The organism is Roseateles sp. FW301-B2 (assembly GCF_058788955.1).
Genome location: NZ_JBYTBE010000007.1, coordinates 122,050 through 138,579 on the forward strand (window position 1 = coordinate 122,050; position 16,530 = coordinate 138,579).

The 16,530-nt window shown below is 68.9% G+C and carries 15 protein-coding genes; 6 read left to right on the plus strand and 9 right to left on the minus strand.

Translation table 11 applies throughout. From position 1 onward, the window contains the following. The first annotated feature begins 141 nt into the window (after window positions 1–141). Window positions 142–4,143, plus strand: coding sequence for a phosphoribosylformylglycinamidine synthase (gene purL, locus AC3WQY_RS07270; RefSeq protein WP_492707036.1), 4,002 nt, complete (start codon window positions 142–144; stop codon window positions 4,141–4,143). 13 nt (window positions 4,144–4,156) lie between these two features. On the opposite strand, the gene AC3WQY_RS07275 is transcribed toward purL, so the two are convergent. The 4 genes from AC3WQY_RS07275 to AC3WQY_RS07290 all read right to left on the minus strand — a co-directional run bounded on the left by AC3WQY_RS07275 (window position 4,157) and on the right by AC3WQY_RS07290 (window position 9,332). Beyond that, entirely contained in the window at window positions 4,157–4,414 is a 258-nt protein-coding gene (locus AC3WQY_RS07275) for a hypothetical protein (protein WP_285231965.1), read from the minus strand. A gap of 117 nt (window positions 4,415–4,531) precedes the next feature. Then, window positions 4,532–5,518 carry an LLM class flavin-dependent oxidoreductase gene (locus AC3WQY_RS07280; RefSeq protein ID WP_492707039.1) on the minus strand — a complete coding sequence of 329 codons (987 nt, stop codon included), beginning with the start codon at window positions 5,516–5,518 and terminating at the stop codon, window positions 4,532–4,534. A 44-nt stretch (window positions 5,519–5,562) separates the two neighbouring features. Next, entirely contained in the window at window positions 5,563–8,202 is a 2,640-nt protein-coding gene (locus AC3WQY_RS07285) for a PAS domain S-box protein (RefSeq protein WP_492707041.1), read from the minus strand. 65 nt (window positions 8,203–8,267) lie between these two features. Further along, window positions 8,268–9,332 carry a S1C family serine protease gene (locus tag AC3WQY_RS07290; RefSeq protein WP_285231968.1) on the minus strand — a complete coding sequence of 355 codons (1,065 nt, stop codon included), beginning with the start codon at window positions 9,330–9,332 and terminating at the stop codon, window positions 8,268–8,270. 75 nt (window positions 9,333–9,407) lie between these two features. Between AC3WQY_RS07290 and AC3WQY_RS07295 the strand changes: the two genes are divergently transcribed. The 4 genes from AC3WQY_RS07295 to upp all read left to right on the plus strand — a co-directional run bounded on the left by AC3WQY_RS07295 (window position 9,408) and on the right by upp (window position 12,837). After that, entirely contained in the window at window positions 9,408–10,106 is a 699-nt protein-coding gene (locus AC3WQY_RS07295) for an acetyltransferase domain-containing protein (protein WP_285231969.1), read from the plus strand. 64 nt (window positions 10,107–10,170) lie between these two features. Then, window positions 10,171–11,364: a glycerophosphodiester phosphodiesterase gene (locus AC3WQY_RS07300; protein WP_492707045.1), complete on the plus strand. Its 1,194-nt coding sequence runs from the start codon at window positions 10,171–10,173 to the stop codon at window positions 11,362–11,364. Window positions 11,365–11,413: 49 nt separating this feature from the next. After that, on the plus strand, window positions 11,414–12,163 hold the full coding sequence (gene rlmB / locus AC3WQY_RS07305) for a 23S rRNA (guanosine(2251)-2'-O)-methyltransferase RlmB (protein WP_492707047.1): 750 nt from the start codon (window positions 11,414–11,416) through the stop codon (window positions 12,161–12,163). 44 nt (window positions 12,164–12,207) lie between these two features. Beyond that, the gene (upp, locus tag AC3WQY_RS07310; RefSeq protein WP_285231972.1) at window positions 12,208–12,837 is read left to right on the plus strand and encodes a uracil phosphoribosyltransferase; all 630 of its coding nucleotides are present in this window, start codon (window positions 12,208–12,210) and stop codon (window positions 12,835–12,837) included. 39 nt (window positions 12,838–12,876) lie between these two features. Here upp and AC3WQY_RS07315 read toward each other — a convergent pair whose 3' ends face one another. Genes AC3WQY_RS07315 through AC3WQY_RS07325 form a run of 3 tightly spaced genes read right to left on the minus strand, consistent with a single transcriptional unit; the run spans window position 12,877 to window position 14,997 of the window. Continuing rightward, on the minus strand, window positions 12,877–13,419 hold the full coding sequence (locus AC3WQY_RS07315) for a chromate transporter (RefSeq protein ID WP_492707050.1): 543 nt from the start codon (window positions 13,417–13,419) through the stop codon (window positions 12,877–12,879). A 4-nt stretch (window positions 13,420–13,423) separates the two neighbouring features. After that, window positions 13,424–13,990, minus strand: a complete 567-nt coding sequence (locus AC3WQY_RS07320) for a chromate transporter (protein ID WP_285231974.1) — start codon at window positions 13,988–13,990, stop codon at window positions 13,424–13,426. After that, window positions 13,990–14,997 (minus strand): D-2-hydroxyacid dehydrogenase family protein, encoded by a 1,008-nt coding sequence (locus AC3WQY_RS07325; protein ID WP_285231975.1) that lies wholly within the window; start codon window positions 14,995–14,997, stop codon window positions 13,990–13,992. Before AC3WQY_RS07325 ends, AC3WQY_RS07320 begins: the two co-directional genes overlap by 1 nt. 114 nt (window positions 14,998–15,111) lie before the next feature. Here AC3WQY_RS07325 and AC3WQY_RS07330 point away from each other — a divergent pair, with 114 nt between their 5' ends. Then, complete coding sequence (locus AC3WQY_RS07330) at window positions 15,112–15,618, plus strand: DUF1993 domain-containing protein (protein WP_492707053.1); 507 nt, start codon at window positions 15,112–15,114, stop codon at window positions 15,616–15,618. Window positions 15,619–15,622: 4 nt separating this feature from the next. Here AC3WQY_RS07330 and AC3WQY_RS07335 read toward each other — a convergent pair whose 3' ends face one another. Next, on the minus strand, window positions 15,623–15,943 hold the full coding sequence (locus AC3WQY_RS07335) for a hypothetical protein (RefSeq protein WP_285231977.1): 321 nt from the start codon (window positions 15,941–15,943) through the stop codon (window positions 15,623–15,625). After that, on the minus strand, window positions 15,934–16,398 hold the full coding sequence (locus AC3WQY_RS07340; RefSeq protein WP_285231978.1) for a hypothetical protein: 465 nt from the start codon (window positions 16,396–16,398) through the stop codon (window positions 15,934–15,936). Before AC3WQY_RS07340 ends, AC3WQY_RS07335 begins: the two co-directional genes overlap by 10 nt. Window positions 16,399–16,530: the final 132 nt, after the last annotated feature.

Below are 16,530 nucleotides of genomic sequence, written 5' to 3' on the forward strand. Positions count from 1 at the left end.
AAAGATTTCACCAAGCTGTGAAACTTTGCGGGCTCCGCCGTATCGGTACAGACCCTAGCTAAAATCCCGGGCTTCAACGGCCAGGCCCACCAGGCTTGAGACCGCAACCTCCAGCGCCGCATGCGCGCATCCCGGGACCCCATGGCCTCTTCCTCCTCCAAGCCCAAGCATCTGCTCCACTTCGAGGGCGGCAACGCTCTTTCCTCCTTCCGTGCCAATGCCTTGCTGCCGCGGCTGCAGGCCGTCAACGAGCGCATCACCGCCATTGCCGCACGCCATGTGCACTGGGTCTGGAGCGATGCAGCGCTGGCCGATGAGGTCAAGTCCAAGCTGGCGGCCCTGCTGGACTATGGCGATGCCTACCAGGGCGCGCAGGACGGCGAACTGATCGTGGTGGCGCCGCGCCTGGGCACGGTGAGCCCCTGGGCCTCCAAGGCTACCGACATCGCGCACAACTGCGGCTTGGATATCCATCGCGTCGAGCGTGTCACCGAGTACCGCATCACGCTCAAGAGCGGCTTGCTGGGCGGCGTGAAGACCTTGTCCGAGGCCGAACGCCTGGCCTGCGCCGCGCTGCTGCACGACCGCATGACCGAGAGCGTGCTGCTGAGCCGCGCGGCCGCCGCCCATCTGTTCGACGAAAAAGACGCCCAGCCGCTCGAGCATGTGGACGTGCTGGGATCGGGCCGCCCGGCCCTGGAGGCCGCCAACAAGACCTTTGGTCTGGCGCTCTCCGACGACGAGATCGACTACCTGGTGACGGCCTTCCAGGGGCTCAAGCGCAACCCCAGCGATGTCGAGCTGATGATGTTCGCGCAGGCCAATAGCGAGCATTGCCGCCACAAGATCTTCAATGCCAAGTTCACGGTGGACGGTGAAGAGCAAGACCTGTCCCTGTTCGGCATGATCCGCAACACCGAGAAGCTTCACCCCCAGCACACGGTGATCGCCTATTCGGACAACGCCGCGGTGATGGAAGGCCATGAGCTCGAACGCTGGATGCCGGCCGGCTTTGACAAGGCACCGCAGTACCAGGCCCGCGCCGAGACCTCGCATGTGCTGATGAAGGTGGAGACGCACAACCACCCGACCGCCATCTCGCCCTTCCCGGGCGCCTCCACCGGCGCCGGCGGCGAGATCCGCGACGAGGGCGCGACGGGGCGCGGGGCCAAGCCCAAGGCCGGCCTCGCCGGCTTCACCGTTTCCAATCTGCGCCTGCCCGGCCTCACCGAGCGCTGGGAGCAGCAGGACATCGGCAAGCCCGAGCACATCGCCAGCCCGCTGCAGATCATGATCGAGGGCCCGATTGGCGGCGCCGCCTTCAACAACGAGTTCGGCCGGCCCAATCTGGGCGGCTACTTCCGTGCCTATGAGCAGGAGGTGGACGGCATCACGCGCGGCTACCACAAGCCCATCATGATCGCCGGGGGCGTCGGCGCGATCCGCTCCGACCTCACCCGCAAGATCGAATTCCCCGCCGGCAGCCTACTGGTGCAGCTGGGCGGCCCGGGCATGCGCATCGGCATGGGCGGCAGCGCCGCCAGCTCGATGGCGGCCGGCACCAACACCGCCGACCTGGACTTCGACTCGGTGCAGCGCGGCAACCCCGAGATCGAGCGCCGTGTGCAGGAGGTCATCAACCATTGCTGGGGCCTGGGTGCCGACAATCCCATCCTCGCCATCCACGACGTCGGGGCCGGCGGCATCTCCAACGCCTTCCCCGAGCTGGTGAACGATGCCGGCCGCGGCGCCATCTTCGATCTGCGCGCCGTGCCGCTGGAGGAGTCAGGTCTTGCCCCCAAGGAGATCTGGTGCAACGAAAGCCAGGAGCGCTATGTGCTGGCGATCGCGCCCGAGAGTCTCGAGACCTTCCGCGCCATGTGCGAACGCGAGCGCTGCCCCTTTGCGGTGGTGGGCGTGACCACCGAGCAGCGCGAGCTGGTGCTGGAAGACGGCCCGGCAGGAGACCGCGCCATCGACATGCCGATGGCGACGCTGCTGGGCAAGCCGCCCAAGATGCACCGCGATGTGCAGCGCGTGGCGCGCGACGCCGGCCGCCTGGAGCTGGGCGGCGCCAGCCTGGCGACCGCGGCGGTGGAAGTGCTGCGCCACCCGACCGTGGCCTCCAAGCGCTTCCTGATCTCGATCGGTGACCGCACGGTCGGCGGCCTGAACCATCGCGACCAGTTCGTCGGCCCCTGGCAGGTGCCGGTGGCCGATTGCGCCGTCACCCTGGCCGACTTCAAGGGCTTCCGCGGCGAGGCCATGAGCATGGGTGAGCGCACCCCGCTGGCGGCCGTCAACGGCCCGGCCTCGGGGCGCATGGCGGTGGCCGAGGCCATCACCAATCTGCTCGCCGCGCCGATCGAGCTGGAGCGCGTCAAGCTCAGCGCCAACTGGATGGCGGCCTGCGGCGAGCCCGGCGAGGACGCCGCGCTGTTCGATACCGTCAAGGCGGTGGGCATGGAGCTGTGCCCGGCGCTGGGCATCTCGATCCCGGTGGGCAAGGATTCGCTGTCGATGCGCACGCGCTGGAACGATGAAGCCGGCGCGGTCAAGCAGGTCACCGCACCGGTCTCGCTGATCATCACCGCCTTCGCCACGCTCGCCGATGTGCGGGGCACGCTCACGCCCGAGCTGCAGGCCGGTGACACGAGCCTGATCCTGGTCGACCTGGGCCAGGGCCGGCAGCGCATGGGCGGCTCCATCCTGGCTCAGACCCTGAGCCAGTTCGGTGGCGAGGTGCCCGATCTGGACGATGCTGAAGCGCTCAAGAGCCTGGTGGCCGCCGTGAATGAATTGCGCGCCAGCGGCCAGCTGCTGGCCTACCACGACCGCGGCGACGGCGGCCTCTGGGCCACCGCCTGCGAAATGGCCTTTGCCGGCCATTGCGGCATCAGCCTGAATGTGGACATGCTGGTCACCGAGGGCGATGGCGTCTCCGACAGCCGCGCCGATGTGGGCGATTCCAAGAACTGGGCCAGCCAGGTGAGCGCGCGCCGCGAGGAGCTGACGCTCAAGGCCCTGTTCAACGAGGAACTGGGCGCGCTGCTGCAGGTGCCCACCGCCCAGCGCGATGCGGTGATGCAGCTGCTGCGCAAGCACGGCCTCTCCAAGCACAGCCATGTGGTGGGCAAGCCCAATGCGAGCGGCCAGATGGAAGTCTGGCGCGACAGCAAGAAGGTCTATGGCGCGGCGCTGGAGGCGCTGCACAAGGAATGGGACCAGGTCAGCTGGCGTGTCGCCCAGCTGCGCGACAACCCGGCCTGCGCCGATTCCGAGCATGCGCTGGCCGGCCAGGCCGACGACCCCGGCCGCCATGTGCACCTGAGCTTCGATCCCAAGGAAGACGTCGCCGCGCCCTTCATCTCGACGGGCGCGCGCCCCAGGATCGCGATCCTGCGCGAGCAGGGCGTCAACTCGCATGTGGAGATGTCCTATGCCCTGGCCCGGGCCGGCTTCGATACCTATGACGTGCACATGAGCGATCTGCAGTCCGGCGGCACCACGCTGGACCGCTACAAGGGCTTCATCGCCTGCGGTGGCTTCAGCTATGGCGACACCCTGGGTGCCGGCGAGGGCTGGGCGCGCTCGGTGATGTTCAATCCGGTGCTGGCCGATCAGTTCAAGGCCTTTTTCGCGCGCAGCGACAGCTTCGCGCTGGGCGTGTGCAATGGCTGCCAGATGATGGCCGCGCTCTCGCCCATCATCCCCGGCGCCCAGCACTGGCCCAAGTTCACGCGCAACAAGAGCGAGCAGTTCGAGGCCCGGCTGGCGATGGTGGAGGTGCTGGAGAGCCCCAGCCTGTTCTTCCAAGGCATGGCCGGCAGCCGCCTGCCGATCGCGGTGGCGCATGGCGAGGGTTATGCCGATTTCTCGCAGCGCGGCGATGCCAGCAAGGTGGCACGCGCAATGCGTTACGTGGACCACCATGGCCGGCCCACCGAGGTCTATCCGCTCAACCCGAACGGCAGCCCCGAGGGCCTGACCTCGGTGACCACGGCCGATGGCCGCTTCACCGTGCTGATGCCGCATCCGGAACGCGTGCAGCGCAATATCCAGCTCAGCTGGACCAGCGGCGACAAGAGCGAGGCGAGCCCCTGGGCGCGCATGTTCGCGAACGCGCGTCGCGCCCTGGGTTGAACCGGCCTGCCGGCTAGCCTGGCGACAGGTGCTCCAGCGGGTCGAGCCCGCCCAGCATGGTTTCGCCGCTGTGCGTGGGCAGCGGCGTCCAGTCCTTCAGGCGCGGCGGCACCGGCCAATGGGCGGCCAATTCGGCCAGCGCCTCCTCAGGGTCGGCGAAGGAGCGGTCCAGCAGGCCGCTGGCGCAACGCACCCGCCAGCGGCCGTAGGGGCGCAGGCTGATCGCAAAGCGACCTTCGGCCGTGATGAATTCATAAGCAGCAATCTGCATGTCTGGGCATTCCGGGCGTCCCGGCTGTGAAACTCGGCTTTGGGCGGCGAGCCTACTGCGAATGCGCGGCGCAAGCTGTAAGCAATTGAGAGGCGCCCAGCGGCTGGCGCCCGCCCCCTAGGCCAGGCCGGCCAGCAACTCGTAGGAGCGCAGTCGCGCGGCCTGCGAGTGCAGGGCGCAGGCGACGATGAACTCGTCGGCGCCGGTGCGCGCCTGGGTGGCCGCCAGCCCCGCCTTGACCGTGGCGGGCGAGCCGACGATGGATTCCGCCAGCATGCGCGCCACCTGGGCCGCCTCGGCTGCGTTCCAGCGCGCAGCCATATCGTCCACCGGCGGCGGCAGCGGGCCGCGCCGGCCGCGCACCATGCCCAGGAAGCGCTGCTGCAGCGAGCTGAACAAATACGCGGCCTGCGCGTCGCTGTCGGCCACGATCACGTTCAGCCCCACCATCGCATGGGGCCTGGGGTGGCGCTCGCTGGGGCGGTACTGGCCGCGGTAAAGCTCGAGCGCCTGCATCAGCAGCTCGGGCGCGAAATGCGAGGCAAAGGCAAAGGGCAGGCCCAGATAGGCGGCCAGCTGGGCACTGTAGAGGCTGGAGCCGAGCAGCCAGATCGGTACCTCGGTGCCCTGGCCCGGGATGGCGCGCACGACCTGACCCTCGCGGGCCGGCGCCAGATAGGCCTGTAGCTCCTGCACGTCCTCCGGGAAGCGGTCTTCGGCCGCCGTGCTGAGGTGGCGGCGCAGCGCGCGCATGGTCGGGCCGTCGGTGCCGGGCGCGCGGCCCAGGCCCAGGTCGATGCGATCGGGGAAGAGCGTGGCGAGGGTGCCGAAAGCTTCGGCGATGGTCAGCGGCGCGTGGTTGGGCAGCATGATGCCGCCCGAGCCGACGCGGATCTGCCGGGTGGCGGCGGCGATCTGGCCGATCAGCACCGCGGTGGCCGAGCTGGCCACGCCGTCCATATTGTGGTGCTCGGCCACCCAGTAGCGCCGGTAGCCCAGTGCTTCGGCATGGCGGGCCAGCTCCAGGCTGTTGAGCAGGGCGCTGCGGGCATCGCTGCCCTCGACGATGGGCGCGAGATCCAAGATGGAAAGAGGCGTGTGCATGGGCGTCATCTTGCGGCAGAGCGCGGGCGCCTGCTGAGGCGCGCTCAATGCCCCTTCAGCTCGGGCGCCACGCGCGGCAGCCGGAACACGAAGCGGCTGCCCAGGCCGGGTTCGCTGTGCAGCTCCACATGGCCGCCCAGGATGTCGGTGATGATGTTGTAGACGATGTTGAGCCCGAGGCCGGTACCGCCGCGCCCCATCTTGGTGGTGAAGAAGGGGTCGAAGGCGCGGCGCCGCACCTCCTCGCTCATGCCCAGGCCGTCGTCGGCCACCACCAGCTCGAACTGCTGCGCGTCCAGCGCGCGTGCGCTGATGCTGAGCTCGCCGCTGTCGCGGCCCTCGAAGGCATGCAGCAGGGCGTTCAGCATCAGATTGCTGAGCACCTGGCTGAGCGGGCCGGGGTAGCCGTCCAGCTCGAGCTCCGGCGGGATGTCGGTGCGGATGCGGTAGGGCGTGGTCTTCCAGCGCGCCCGCATCAGGCTCAGCACATCGGCCACCACCGCGTCGAGGCGGTACTGGCGGCGCTGCACGCTGGTCTGGTCCACCGAGAGCTGCTTGAAGTGCGTCACCAGTTCGTTGGCCGTGCCCAGGCCACGCAGCAGGATCGCGGTGGCGGCGCCGGCATCGTCCAGATAGGAGGCCAGGCTGGAGCGGCGCATATGGCCCTCCACAAAGGCCTGGCGGGTCTCGCGCGTGCGCTCGTCCAGCGTCGAGGCGGTGGTGAGGCAGTTGCCCAGCGGCGTGTTGAGCTCATGCGCCACGCCCGCCACCAGCGAGCCCAGCGCGGCCAGTTTTTCCGAGCGCAGCAGCTCGTCCTGGGCACGGTGCAGATGGGCCAGCGCCTCGCGCAGCTCGGCGGTGCGCCGGCTCACCCGGCTCTCGAGCTCGGCATGCAGTTCACGCGATTGCCGCTCGGCCTGGCGCTGCGCGCTGATGTCGCGCGCCACACCCAGATAGCCGAGCGGCGTGCCATGGCGGTCGCGCACATGGGTGACGCTCAGGGAGACCGCCAGGGCCTGGCCGTCGCGACGCAGATAGGTCCATTCGCGCGTCTCGATGCCATCGCGCTGCGCCAGCGCCACAAAGGTCTCGAAGCCCTGGATGGGGCGCCCCAGTTCGGCACTGAGCGCCAAGCCGCGTGCCTCAACCTCGGCCGGCAGGTGCAGCAGGGCCGGGCTCTTGCCCAGCATGTCCTCCTCGCGGTAGTCCAGCATGCGCTCGGCGCCGCGGTTGAACAGCATCACGCGGCCCTGCAGATCGGTGGCGATGATGGCCACCTCGATGGCCGCATCGAGCAGGGCCTGCAGGCGATCGCGCGCCTGCATCAGATCGGCCTGGGACTGGCGCAGCGCGGCCTCCGCCTGCTTGGCCGGCGTGATGTTGCGGCCGGTGCCGCGGTAGCCGCGGAACACGCCGTCGGCATCGAAGATCGGCGTGCCGGACACGCTCACATGGCGCAGCGTGCCGTCTTCGGTGTACTGCGAATACTCGAGGTCGCGGAAGGGCTCGTGTCGCGCCAGCTGCGCCTTGTGCGCCTCCCAGTCGACGCCGGGCGCGATCGCCGGCGACTCCCAGCGCCGGTGGCCCAGCACGCTGCTGCTGTGCACATTGGAGGCCTCCTCGGCGGTGCGCGAGATGTAGGTGAAGCGCAGCTCGGCGTCCTGCTCCCAGACCCAGTCGCTGGCCAGCGCGGCGAGGCTGCGAAAACGCGCCTGCGATTCCTGCAGCTGCTGGCTGGCCTGGCGGCCCGTTTCGATCTCATGGGCCAGGGCCTCGTTGCGCTGGCTCAGCACATGGCGCTGCCGGCCCAGCAGGGCGAGCAGGGCGGTGACCAGGGCCGCGCCGATCAGGCTGGCCATCACATCGGCCGACTGCCAGGCCAGGCCGCTCTCCCAGCCCCCCTGGGGCAGGGCCAGCAGGGTCCACAGGCCGCCCGGCAGCTGCGCCACCTGCCGCACCGCGCCGGCCTCGGCCAGCCTGGTCTCGCCCCAGATATGGCGCGCCGCCTGCCGGCCCTCGCGCTCGTCGACGATCTCGAGCGCCAGCCCGGCCTGGCGCTCCAGGCCGGCGACCTGCATGAAGCGCTCCAGGTCCGCCACCACCGACACCACGCCCCAATAGCGCTGGCCGTCCGGCGCGGCGGCATCGCGCAGGAACACCGGCGTGCGCTGGATGATGCCCATGCCGCCCTGCACCAGCACCACCGGCGCGACGATCAGCGGCCCGCGCTGCGCGCGCGCCGCCTGCACCTGCGCCCATTGCGCCGGGATGCTGCGGTAGACCAGGCCGAACACGCGCTCGTTGCCGGCGCGTGGGAACACATGGCGGGCCACGTCGTCGGGCGCCGCCACCACGCTGCGCAGCTGCGGCACGAGCTTGACGGCACGGCTGGTGAGGCGCTCGAAACGCTCCTCGGAGATGTCGCCATCAAGCTGGATCATGGCCTCCAGCCCGAGGGTGGGGCTGAAGGTGCTTTGTGCGGTGGCCTCGATGCGGGCGCGCAGCAGGGTCAGCTGTGCCTCGAGCTGGCCGCGCACGGCGGCGCGGTCGGTCTGCAGATGCAGGCGCAGCAGGCCGGCCACGATCAGCGCCCCCACCAGCACGCTCAGCAGCGCCGGCCAGTACCAGACCAGCAGGGCCCAGGGCCGTCTGGGCGCGGCGGGTGGCGGGTGGGGCGGGATCATCCTGGCGAGGTGGCTCGGTGACAGTGGCGCGGGCCCGGCCACGGTATCACAGCTACCTCGCTGGCCTAGTCGGATGCGGCCAACACCAGCGCCTGTCTGCGCGTCTTGCCGTTGTTCCAGAGCGTGAGCGTGACGCGCTCGCCGACCTGGCGGCGCTCCAGCAGGGCCAGCATGTCGTCGAGATCGGCGATCGCCTCGTCGTTGATCGCGGTGATCACGTCGCCATGCACGATGCGGCCGTCGCGCGCCCGCGTGAAGGGCTGCAGCCCGGCCTCGGCGGCGGGGCTGCGCGCGCCCACGCCGACGATGGCCACGCCCTTGGGCAGGCGCAGCGCCTGCTGCAGCTGGGCCGAGCCCGAGGTCACGCCGATGGCCGGGCGAATGTAGCGTCCGTCCTTGATGAGCCTGGGCACGACGCGGTTGACCTCGTCCACCGGGATGGCGAAGCCGATGCCGGCGCTGGCGCCGCTGGGGCTGTAGATCTGCGTGTTGACGCCGATCAGCCGCCCGGCCGAATCGAGCAGGGGGCCGCCCGAGTTGCCGGGATTGATGGCGGCATCGGTCTGGATCACGCCGCGGATGGCGCGCCGGTTCACCGATTCGATCTCGCGGTTGAGCGCCGAGACGATGCCGCGCGTCAGCGTCTGGTCCAGGCCGAAGGGGTTGCCGATCGCGTACACGCCCTGGCCCACCTGCAGCTCGCGGCTGCTGCCGATAGCGATGGGCACCAGCTTCTCGCGCGGCGCCTCGATGCGCAGCACCGCGAGGTCGCGGTCGGGGAAGGCGCCCACTAGCCGGGCAGCGTAGCTGCTCTGGTCGGCGAGCGTCACGCGCGCCGCGTCGCCGCCCTGGATGACGTGGTAGTTGGTGACGATGTGGCCGCGCTCGTCCCAGATGAAGCCGGTGCCGGTGCCGCGCGGCACCTGCTGCACGTCCAGCGAGAAGAAGTCGCGCTGCACGTCCAGCGTGGTGATGTGCACCACCGAGGGCGAGCTCTTCTTGAACACGCTGATGTTGTTGAGCTCGGCGGCGTCGAGCGCGCCGCGCGGCTGCACCGGACGCTGGGCCGCGGCGGGCAGGGCGGCCAGCAGCGCGGCACAGAGCAGGAAGAGGGTGGGCAAACGTCGCATGGGGTCAGATGTTGCCGGCTAGACTGCGGCCATTCGTTTTGCGTGGCTTCTATTTTGACCGCTCCGAACTCTCGCATGCCACGCCTGGACGCCTTGCGCGGCCTGGCGATGCTGTGGATGACGCTGTTCCACTTCGGCTTCGACCTCAACCATGCCGGCCTGATACGGCAGGATTTCTACCGCGACCCCTTCTGGACCTGGCAGCGCACGGCCATCGTCAGCCTGTTCCTGCTCTGCGCCGGCCTGGGCCAGGCGGTGGCGGTGGCGCAGGGTCAGCGCTGGCCGCGCTTCTGGAAGCGCTGGGCCCAGGTGGCGGGCTGCGCCCTGCTGGTATCGCTGGGCTCCTGGTGGATGTTTCCGCGCAGCTACATCAGCTTCGGCGTGCTGCATGGCATGGCGCTGATGCTCTTGCTGCTGCGCTGGGCCGGCCCGCGCCTGCCCGGCTGGGCCCTGCTGGGCCTGGCCCTGCTGGCGCTGGCGGCGCCGCAGCTCTGGCAGCACGCCTTCTTCGACAGCCGCTGGACCAACTGGGTCGGGCTGGTCACGCGCAAGCCCGTCACCGAGGACTATGTGCCGCTGCTGCCCTGGCTGGGCGTGATGCTGCTGGGCTTTGCGCTCGGCCGGGCCTGGCTGGCGCGGCAGCGCGTGCTGCAGGGCGGCATCGCGGCGCCGCTGCGGCCGCTGGCCTGGCTGGGCGGCTGGTCGCTGAGCTATTACATGCTGCACCAGCCGGTGCTGCTGGGCCTGCTTTATCTGTATCAGCGCTTGATCTAGCAGCTTCATCAGCCTGTCACCTCCTGTTCGAACAATGCGGTGTTGTTCAACGGAGGTGAAGACGATGAATTCGATGCAGCGTGCGGCCGTGGCCGCGGCGGTGATTGGCCTGATGCTGAGCGCCTGTGGCGGCAGCGACGACCTGGATCCCCTGCCGACCCTGGATGGTCAGCAGCCCCTGGTGGTGGGGCACCGCGGTGCCTCGGGCTATCTGCCCGAAGAGACGCTGGAGGCCTATGCGCTGGCGATCGAGCAGGGCGCCGATGTGGTGGAGCCCGACCTGATCTCCACCAAGGATGGCGTGCTGATCGCAAGACATGACCCCAACCTGGCCTACAGCACCGATGTGGCCAGCCATCCCGAATTTGCCGCGCGCAAGAAGACCATGGCGGTGGACGGCGAAGTGCAAGAAGGTTGGTTCGCCAGCGACTTCACGCTCGCCGAGATCAAGACCCTGGGCGGCCTGATCACCGATGCCGAGCGCCCGCAGGGCAACAACGGCAAGTTCAAGCTCATCACCTTCCAGGAACTGATCGATCTGGTGAAGGCCAAGAGCAAGGAGAAGGGGCGCAGCATCGCGGTCTATCCCGAGACCAAGAACCCCAGCTTCCACCGCGACCTCGGCCTGCCGCTGGAAGACAAGCTGATCGCCCTGCTGGACGCCGCCGGCTGGAATGCCAAGGATGCGCCGGTGTTCGTGCAGAGCTTCGAGCCCGGCAGCCTGAAATACCTGAAGAGCAAGGGCCTGAAGACGCGCCTGATCCAGCTCATCGACGCCGACGACGTGGACCTCAAGACCGGCAAACTCACCTATGTGGCGCCCTACGACCGGCCCTACGACTGGTTCAAGGCCGGCGACAAGCGCCTGTTCAGCGACATGGTCACGCCCGCCGGCCTGGCCGAGATCAAGAGCTATGCCGACGGCATCGGCCCCTGGAAGCCCTATATCGTGCCGGTGAAGGGCGTGCTGAACGCCGATGGCTCGCTGAAGGACCAGAACGGCGACGGCAAGACCAACTGGGCCGACGCCAACACGCAGGCGCCCACCAGCCTGATCGCCGACGCGCACAAGGCCGGCCTGTTCGTGCATGCCTACACCTTCCGCAACGAGAAGCGCCGCCTGGCCTTCGACTATGGTGGCGATCCGCAGAAGGAGTACCTGCAGTTCTACCGCCTGGGGCTGGACGGCCTGTTCTCGGACTTCCCCGACACCGCCCTGGCCGCGCGCGCTGCCTATTTGAAGGAAATGGGCCGCTGATCGGACCTGCGCCGCCGGGCGCAAGGCCCGGCGGCGCTACGATGGGCGCATGAGCGCTAGCAAACACATTCTCTTCGGCTTCCACGCCGTCACGGTGCGGCTCAAGACCGCCGCCGCTTCCATCTCCGAAATCCACATCGACCAAACGCGCCGCGACCAGCGCATGCGCCAGTTCGTCGAGCGCTGCAAGGAGGCGGGCGTGAAGCTGGTGGAGAGCGATGACGAGCGCCTGCACAAGCTCTGCGGCACGCACCGCCACCAGGGCGTGGTGGCGCGCGTGAGCGCGCTGCAGCAGCATCACTCGCTGGACGATGTGCTGGACGAGGTGGAAGCTGCGGAGGCCGCCCCGCTGGTGCTGGTGCTGGACGGCGTGACCGACCCGCACAATCTGGGCGCCTGCCTGCGCGTGGCCGATGGTGCCGGCGCGCATGCGGTGGTGGCACCCAAAGACCATGCGGTGGGGCTGAACGCCACCGTGGCCAAGGTGGCCAGCGGCGCGGCCGAGACCGTGCCCTATCTGATGGTCACCAACTTGGCGCGCACGCTGGGTGAGCTGAAGGAACGCAATATCTGGGTGATCGGCACCTCCGACCAGGCCGAGAAGTCCATCTACGACCTGGACCTCAAGGGCCCGGTGGCGCTGGTGCTGGGTGCGGAGGGGGAGGGCATGCGCGCGCTCACCGCCAAGACCTGCGACGAGCTGGTGCGCATCCCCATGAAAGGCGCGGTGGAGAGCCTCAACGTCTCGGTGGCGGCAGGGGTTTGCCTCTACGAGGCGCTGCGCCAGCGCGGGCACTGAGCGGAGATAATCTGACCATCCGGTAAGAAAGCAGAGTCCACATCATGGCCGTCATCGAAGTCCACCACCCCCTCGTCAAACACAAGATCGGCCTGATGCGCGAGGCCGATATCTCGACCAAGAAGTTCCGCGAGCTCACCGGCGAGGTGGCGCGTCTCTTGGCTTACGAGGCCACGGCCGACTTTCCGCTCGAGAAAACCACCATCGAATGCTGGAGCGGCCCGACCGAGATCGACCAGATCGCCGGCCGCAAGGTCACGGTGGTGCCCATCCTGCGCGCCGGCCTGGGCATGCTGGATGGCGTGCTGGACATGATGCCCAATGCCAAGGTCAGCGTGGTGGGCCTGGCGCGCGACCACGAGACGCTCAAGCCGGTGAACTACTTCGACCGCTTCGTCGGCCAGCTTGACGAGCGCACCGCCCTCATCATCGACCCCATGCTGGCCACCGCCGGCTCGATGATCGCCACCGTGGATCTGCTCAAGGCGCGCGGTTGCAAGGACATCCGCGCCCTGGTGCTGGTGGCCGCACCCGAGGGCGTGAAGGCGCTGAACGAAGCCCACCCCGAGGTGCGCTGCTGGACGGCGGCGATCGACAGCCATCTCAATGAGCATGGCTACATCATCCCGGGCCTGGGCGATGCGGGCGACAAGATCTTCGGAACGAAGGAATGAATCGAGGGCCCAGTGGGCCCTCAGTTCATTCCTTCGAAGCTAGACCCAGCCCAGCGCCCCCACCACCCCACCCGCCAGCACCATCCACACCAGGCCGAGCTTGGTGCGCAGCGTGAGTGCGAGCGTCACGGCGATCAGGGCCAGCGTGGCCAGCCGGTGTTCCGGTGCGGCCACATAGGGTGCCGCCAGCAGCCAGCCGGTGGCCACGATCAGCCCCAGCGTCAGCGGTGCCATGCCTTGCGTGAAGGCGCGGATGCCGCGTGCCTGCTGGTGCTCGCGCGCCCAGCGCGTCGCCGCCAGCACCAGGGTGGTGGAGGGCAGCATGATGCCGGCCATGGCCGCCGCGGCGCCGGCCGGGCCGGCCACATTCCAGCCCAGCACCGCGACGAACAGGATGTTGGGTCCGGGCGCGGCCTGGGCAAGCGCGATCGAGCCGGTGAAATCGGTGTCGGACAGCCAATGTTGCTGGCCCACCAGATAGCGGTGCATCTCGGGCGCGGTGGTGATGGCGCCACCGATCGAGAGCAGGGAGAGGCTCAGGAAGTGCAGGAACAGGGCCAGCAGGTCGGGTGGCGGGGGCATGGGGTCAGTCCTTGCCCAATCGATGCCAGGCGAGCGCCATGCCCAGGCCCCCAATGCCCAGCACGGCCCAGATCAGCGGCAGGCGCAGCAACGCAATCGCCGCAAAGCCCAGCGCCGCCAGACCCAGGCTGACGCTGCGGCCCAGCACATTGGCCTTCAGGCCGCCCATCAGCTTGAGCCCGGTGGCCAGGATCAGGCCGGCCGCCACCGCGCCCATGCCGCGCAGCGCCCCCGCCACCAGGGGCTGGTGCAGGAACTGGCCGGTCAGGGCGGTCAGGCCCAGCACGATCGCGCAGGGCAGCACGAACATGCCGGCCAAGGCCGTGAAGGCACCGCGCAGGCCGAAGAAGCGGTCGCCAATCATCAGCGAGATGTTCACCACATTGGGGCCGGGCAGCACCTGGGCCACCGCCAGCACCTCCAGGAATTCGGCCCGGCTGAGCCAGCCCAGGCGGTCCACCAGCTCGCGCTGTGCCACCGCCAGCACGCCGCCGAAGCCCTGCAGGGCCAGCCGATTGAAGGCCAGGTAGAGCGCCCAGAGGTCTTGCGGTGCGGCCCGCTCGCCGGCCATCAGCGCAGCACCTTCAGGGCGTCGGGGTTGACGATGTTGCTGGGCGCGCCGTTGATGAAGGCCAGCACATTGTCAAAGGCCGCGTCGAAGTAGAGCTCGTAGCTGTCCTGCTCGACATAGCCGATATGCGGCGTGCAGACGGCGTTCTCCAGGCGCAGCAGCGGATGGCCCTGCAGGATCGGCTCGCTCTCGAACACGTCCACCGCCGCCATGCCGGGGCGGCCGCGGTTGAGCGCCGAGACCAGGGCGCCGTCGGCCAGCAGCTCGGCGCGCGAGGTGTTGACGAACAGGGCGGTGGGCTTCATGCGCGCCAGATCTTCGGGCGTGACCATGCCGCGCGTGGCCTCGCTCAGGCGCAGGTGCAGGCTCAGCACATCGCAGCCCTCGAAGAAGGCCTCGCGGCTTTCGGCCGCCTCATAGCCGTCCAGCGCGGCGCGGCCGCGCGAGGTCTCGCTGCCCCAGACCAGCACCTTCATGCCGAAGGCGCGCGCATAGCCCGCCACCATCTGGCCGATCTTGCCGTAGCCCCAGATGCCCAGGGTCTTGCCCTTGAGCACCATGCCAACGCCGAAATTCGGCGGCATCGAGGCCGCCTTCAGGCCCGACTGCTGCCAGGCGCCATGCTTGAGATTGCCGATGTACTGCGGCAGCCGCCGCATCGAGGCCATGATCAGGGCCCAGGTCAGCTCGGCCGGCGCCACCGGCGAGCCCACACCTTCGGCCACCGCGATGCCCAGCTTGGTGCAGGCCTCCACGTCGATGTGCGCGCCGACGCGGCCGGTCTGGGCGATCAGCTTCAGGCGCGGCAGCTTCTCGAGCAGCTGGCGCGGGAACTGGGTGCGCTCGCGTATCAGCACCAGCACATCGGCATCGCGCAGGCGCACCGACAACTGGCCGATGCCCTTCACCGTGTTGGTGAAGACCTTGGCATTGAGCGCGTCCAGCTTGGTTGCGCAGCGGAGCTTGCGCACCGCGTCCTGGTAGTCGTCGAGGATGATGATGTTCATGGCGTGCGCCTGGGATTGTGCCTTGTGCGCGGGGTGATGGCGTCCGGGTCAGCACGCACTTGCGCGAATCTCGTTAGCATCGTGCCACCCGACATGCCCCGTGAGGAGACCCCCATGAGTATCAATATGCACAGCGCCAGCAGCCCCGTGTTCGTGAAGATGCTGGGCAATATGTTGCATTGGTTGCAGCTCGCCCGTACCCATGCCGAGACCAAGAAGTTCGACACCTCGGTCTATCTGGGCCTGCGGCTGGCGCCCGACATGCTGCCCTTCTCGCGCCAGATCCAGATTGCCAGCGATGCCGCCAAGGGCTGCGTGGCGCGCTTGGGCGGCATCGAGATCCCGAAATGGGAAGACAACGAGGCCACGCTGGACGAGCTGGAGGCGCGCGTGCGCCGCACCATCGACTTCGTCAACTCGGTGCCGGCCGAGCAGCTGATCGGCAGCGAGGAGCGCGTGATCGAGCTGGTGATGCGCAATGGCACGGTGCTGAAGTACAGCGGCGAGGACTTTCTGCGCCATTACGCCACGCCGAACTTCTACTTCCACGTCACCACCACCTATGCCTTGCTGCGCCATGCCGGTGTGAGCCTGGGCAAGCCAGACTATCTGGGGCGCTGAGGCTTCAGCCGAACATGCTGTCCAGCGCCGCCTGCATGGACTGGCGGTGCTGGCTTTGGCGCTCGAGGTCCTCGTCGGGCAGGGCGGCGAGTATGCAGCCGCGCAGCAGCCAGAGCTCGATCGGTTCGCAGGCCTGGCGCACCAGGTGCTGCAGTTCGGCGCCGCGCTCGCCCGGCAGTTCGGCGGCGGCGCGCATGAAGCTGAGTTTCAGGTCCACGAAGGCGCGGCGTGCGGCGATGCGGCCGCGCCGCTCGCCGGGCTGGCCCGCCGAGGCATAGGCCCAGGGCGGCAGAAAGCCGGGAATCTCGCGCAGCGTCAGTTGCACGGCCGGCCCCCGCGCCGCTCGGCGCCGCGGCGGTTCACCGCCACCGGCTTGAACGGGAAATGCCGGTTCAGCCGCGCCAGGCGCTGCTCGGCCTCCCATTGGCTGTGGCTGCGCGCCACTTGGGTGTAGATGCCGGCGCGCAGATGCCAGAAGTCGCGCAGGCTGCGGCTGCGCATGACGCTGCGCTTGAGCTCCTGCACGCCCGGGCCGTCCGCATCCAGATCGTCCAGGCAGGCCAGGAAGGCCGCGCGCAGCTCGGGCAGCTTGCCCAGCGAGGACTGCGTCGAGCCCCAGGGGTCGGCGTCACCGGGCAGCCAGCGCAGCAGGCTTTGCAAGATCGAATCATGCGAGCGCCGCGCCGGCGGGCTCGCCGTCACGCCGGCAAACGCGGTCATGGCTTCGCCCAACGCATCGGTATCGCTGCGCACCCAACGAGAGAAAATCGCATTGATCATGTTCGGGATTCTTGTGGTGACGCGCCACCCTCCTCCGGGTGGGGCTCGTCAGGATTTTGAGCAGGGTCAGGTCTTGCTGATGCGATGAAATGGGCCGCCCGGGCCGCGCAGTACGGGGCCTGATCAGGGAAG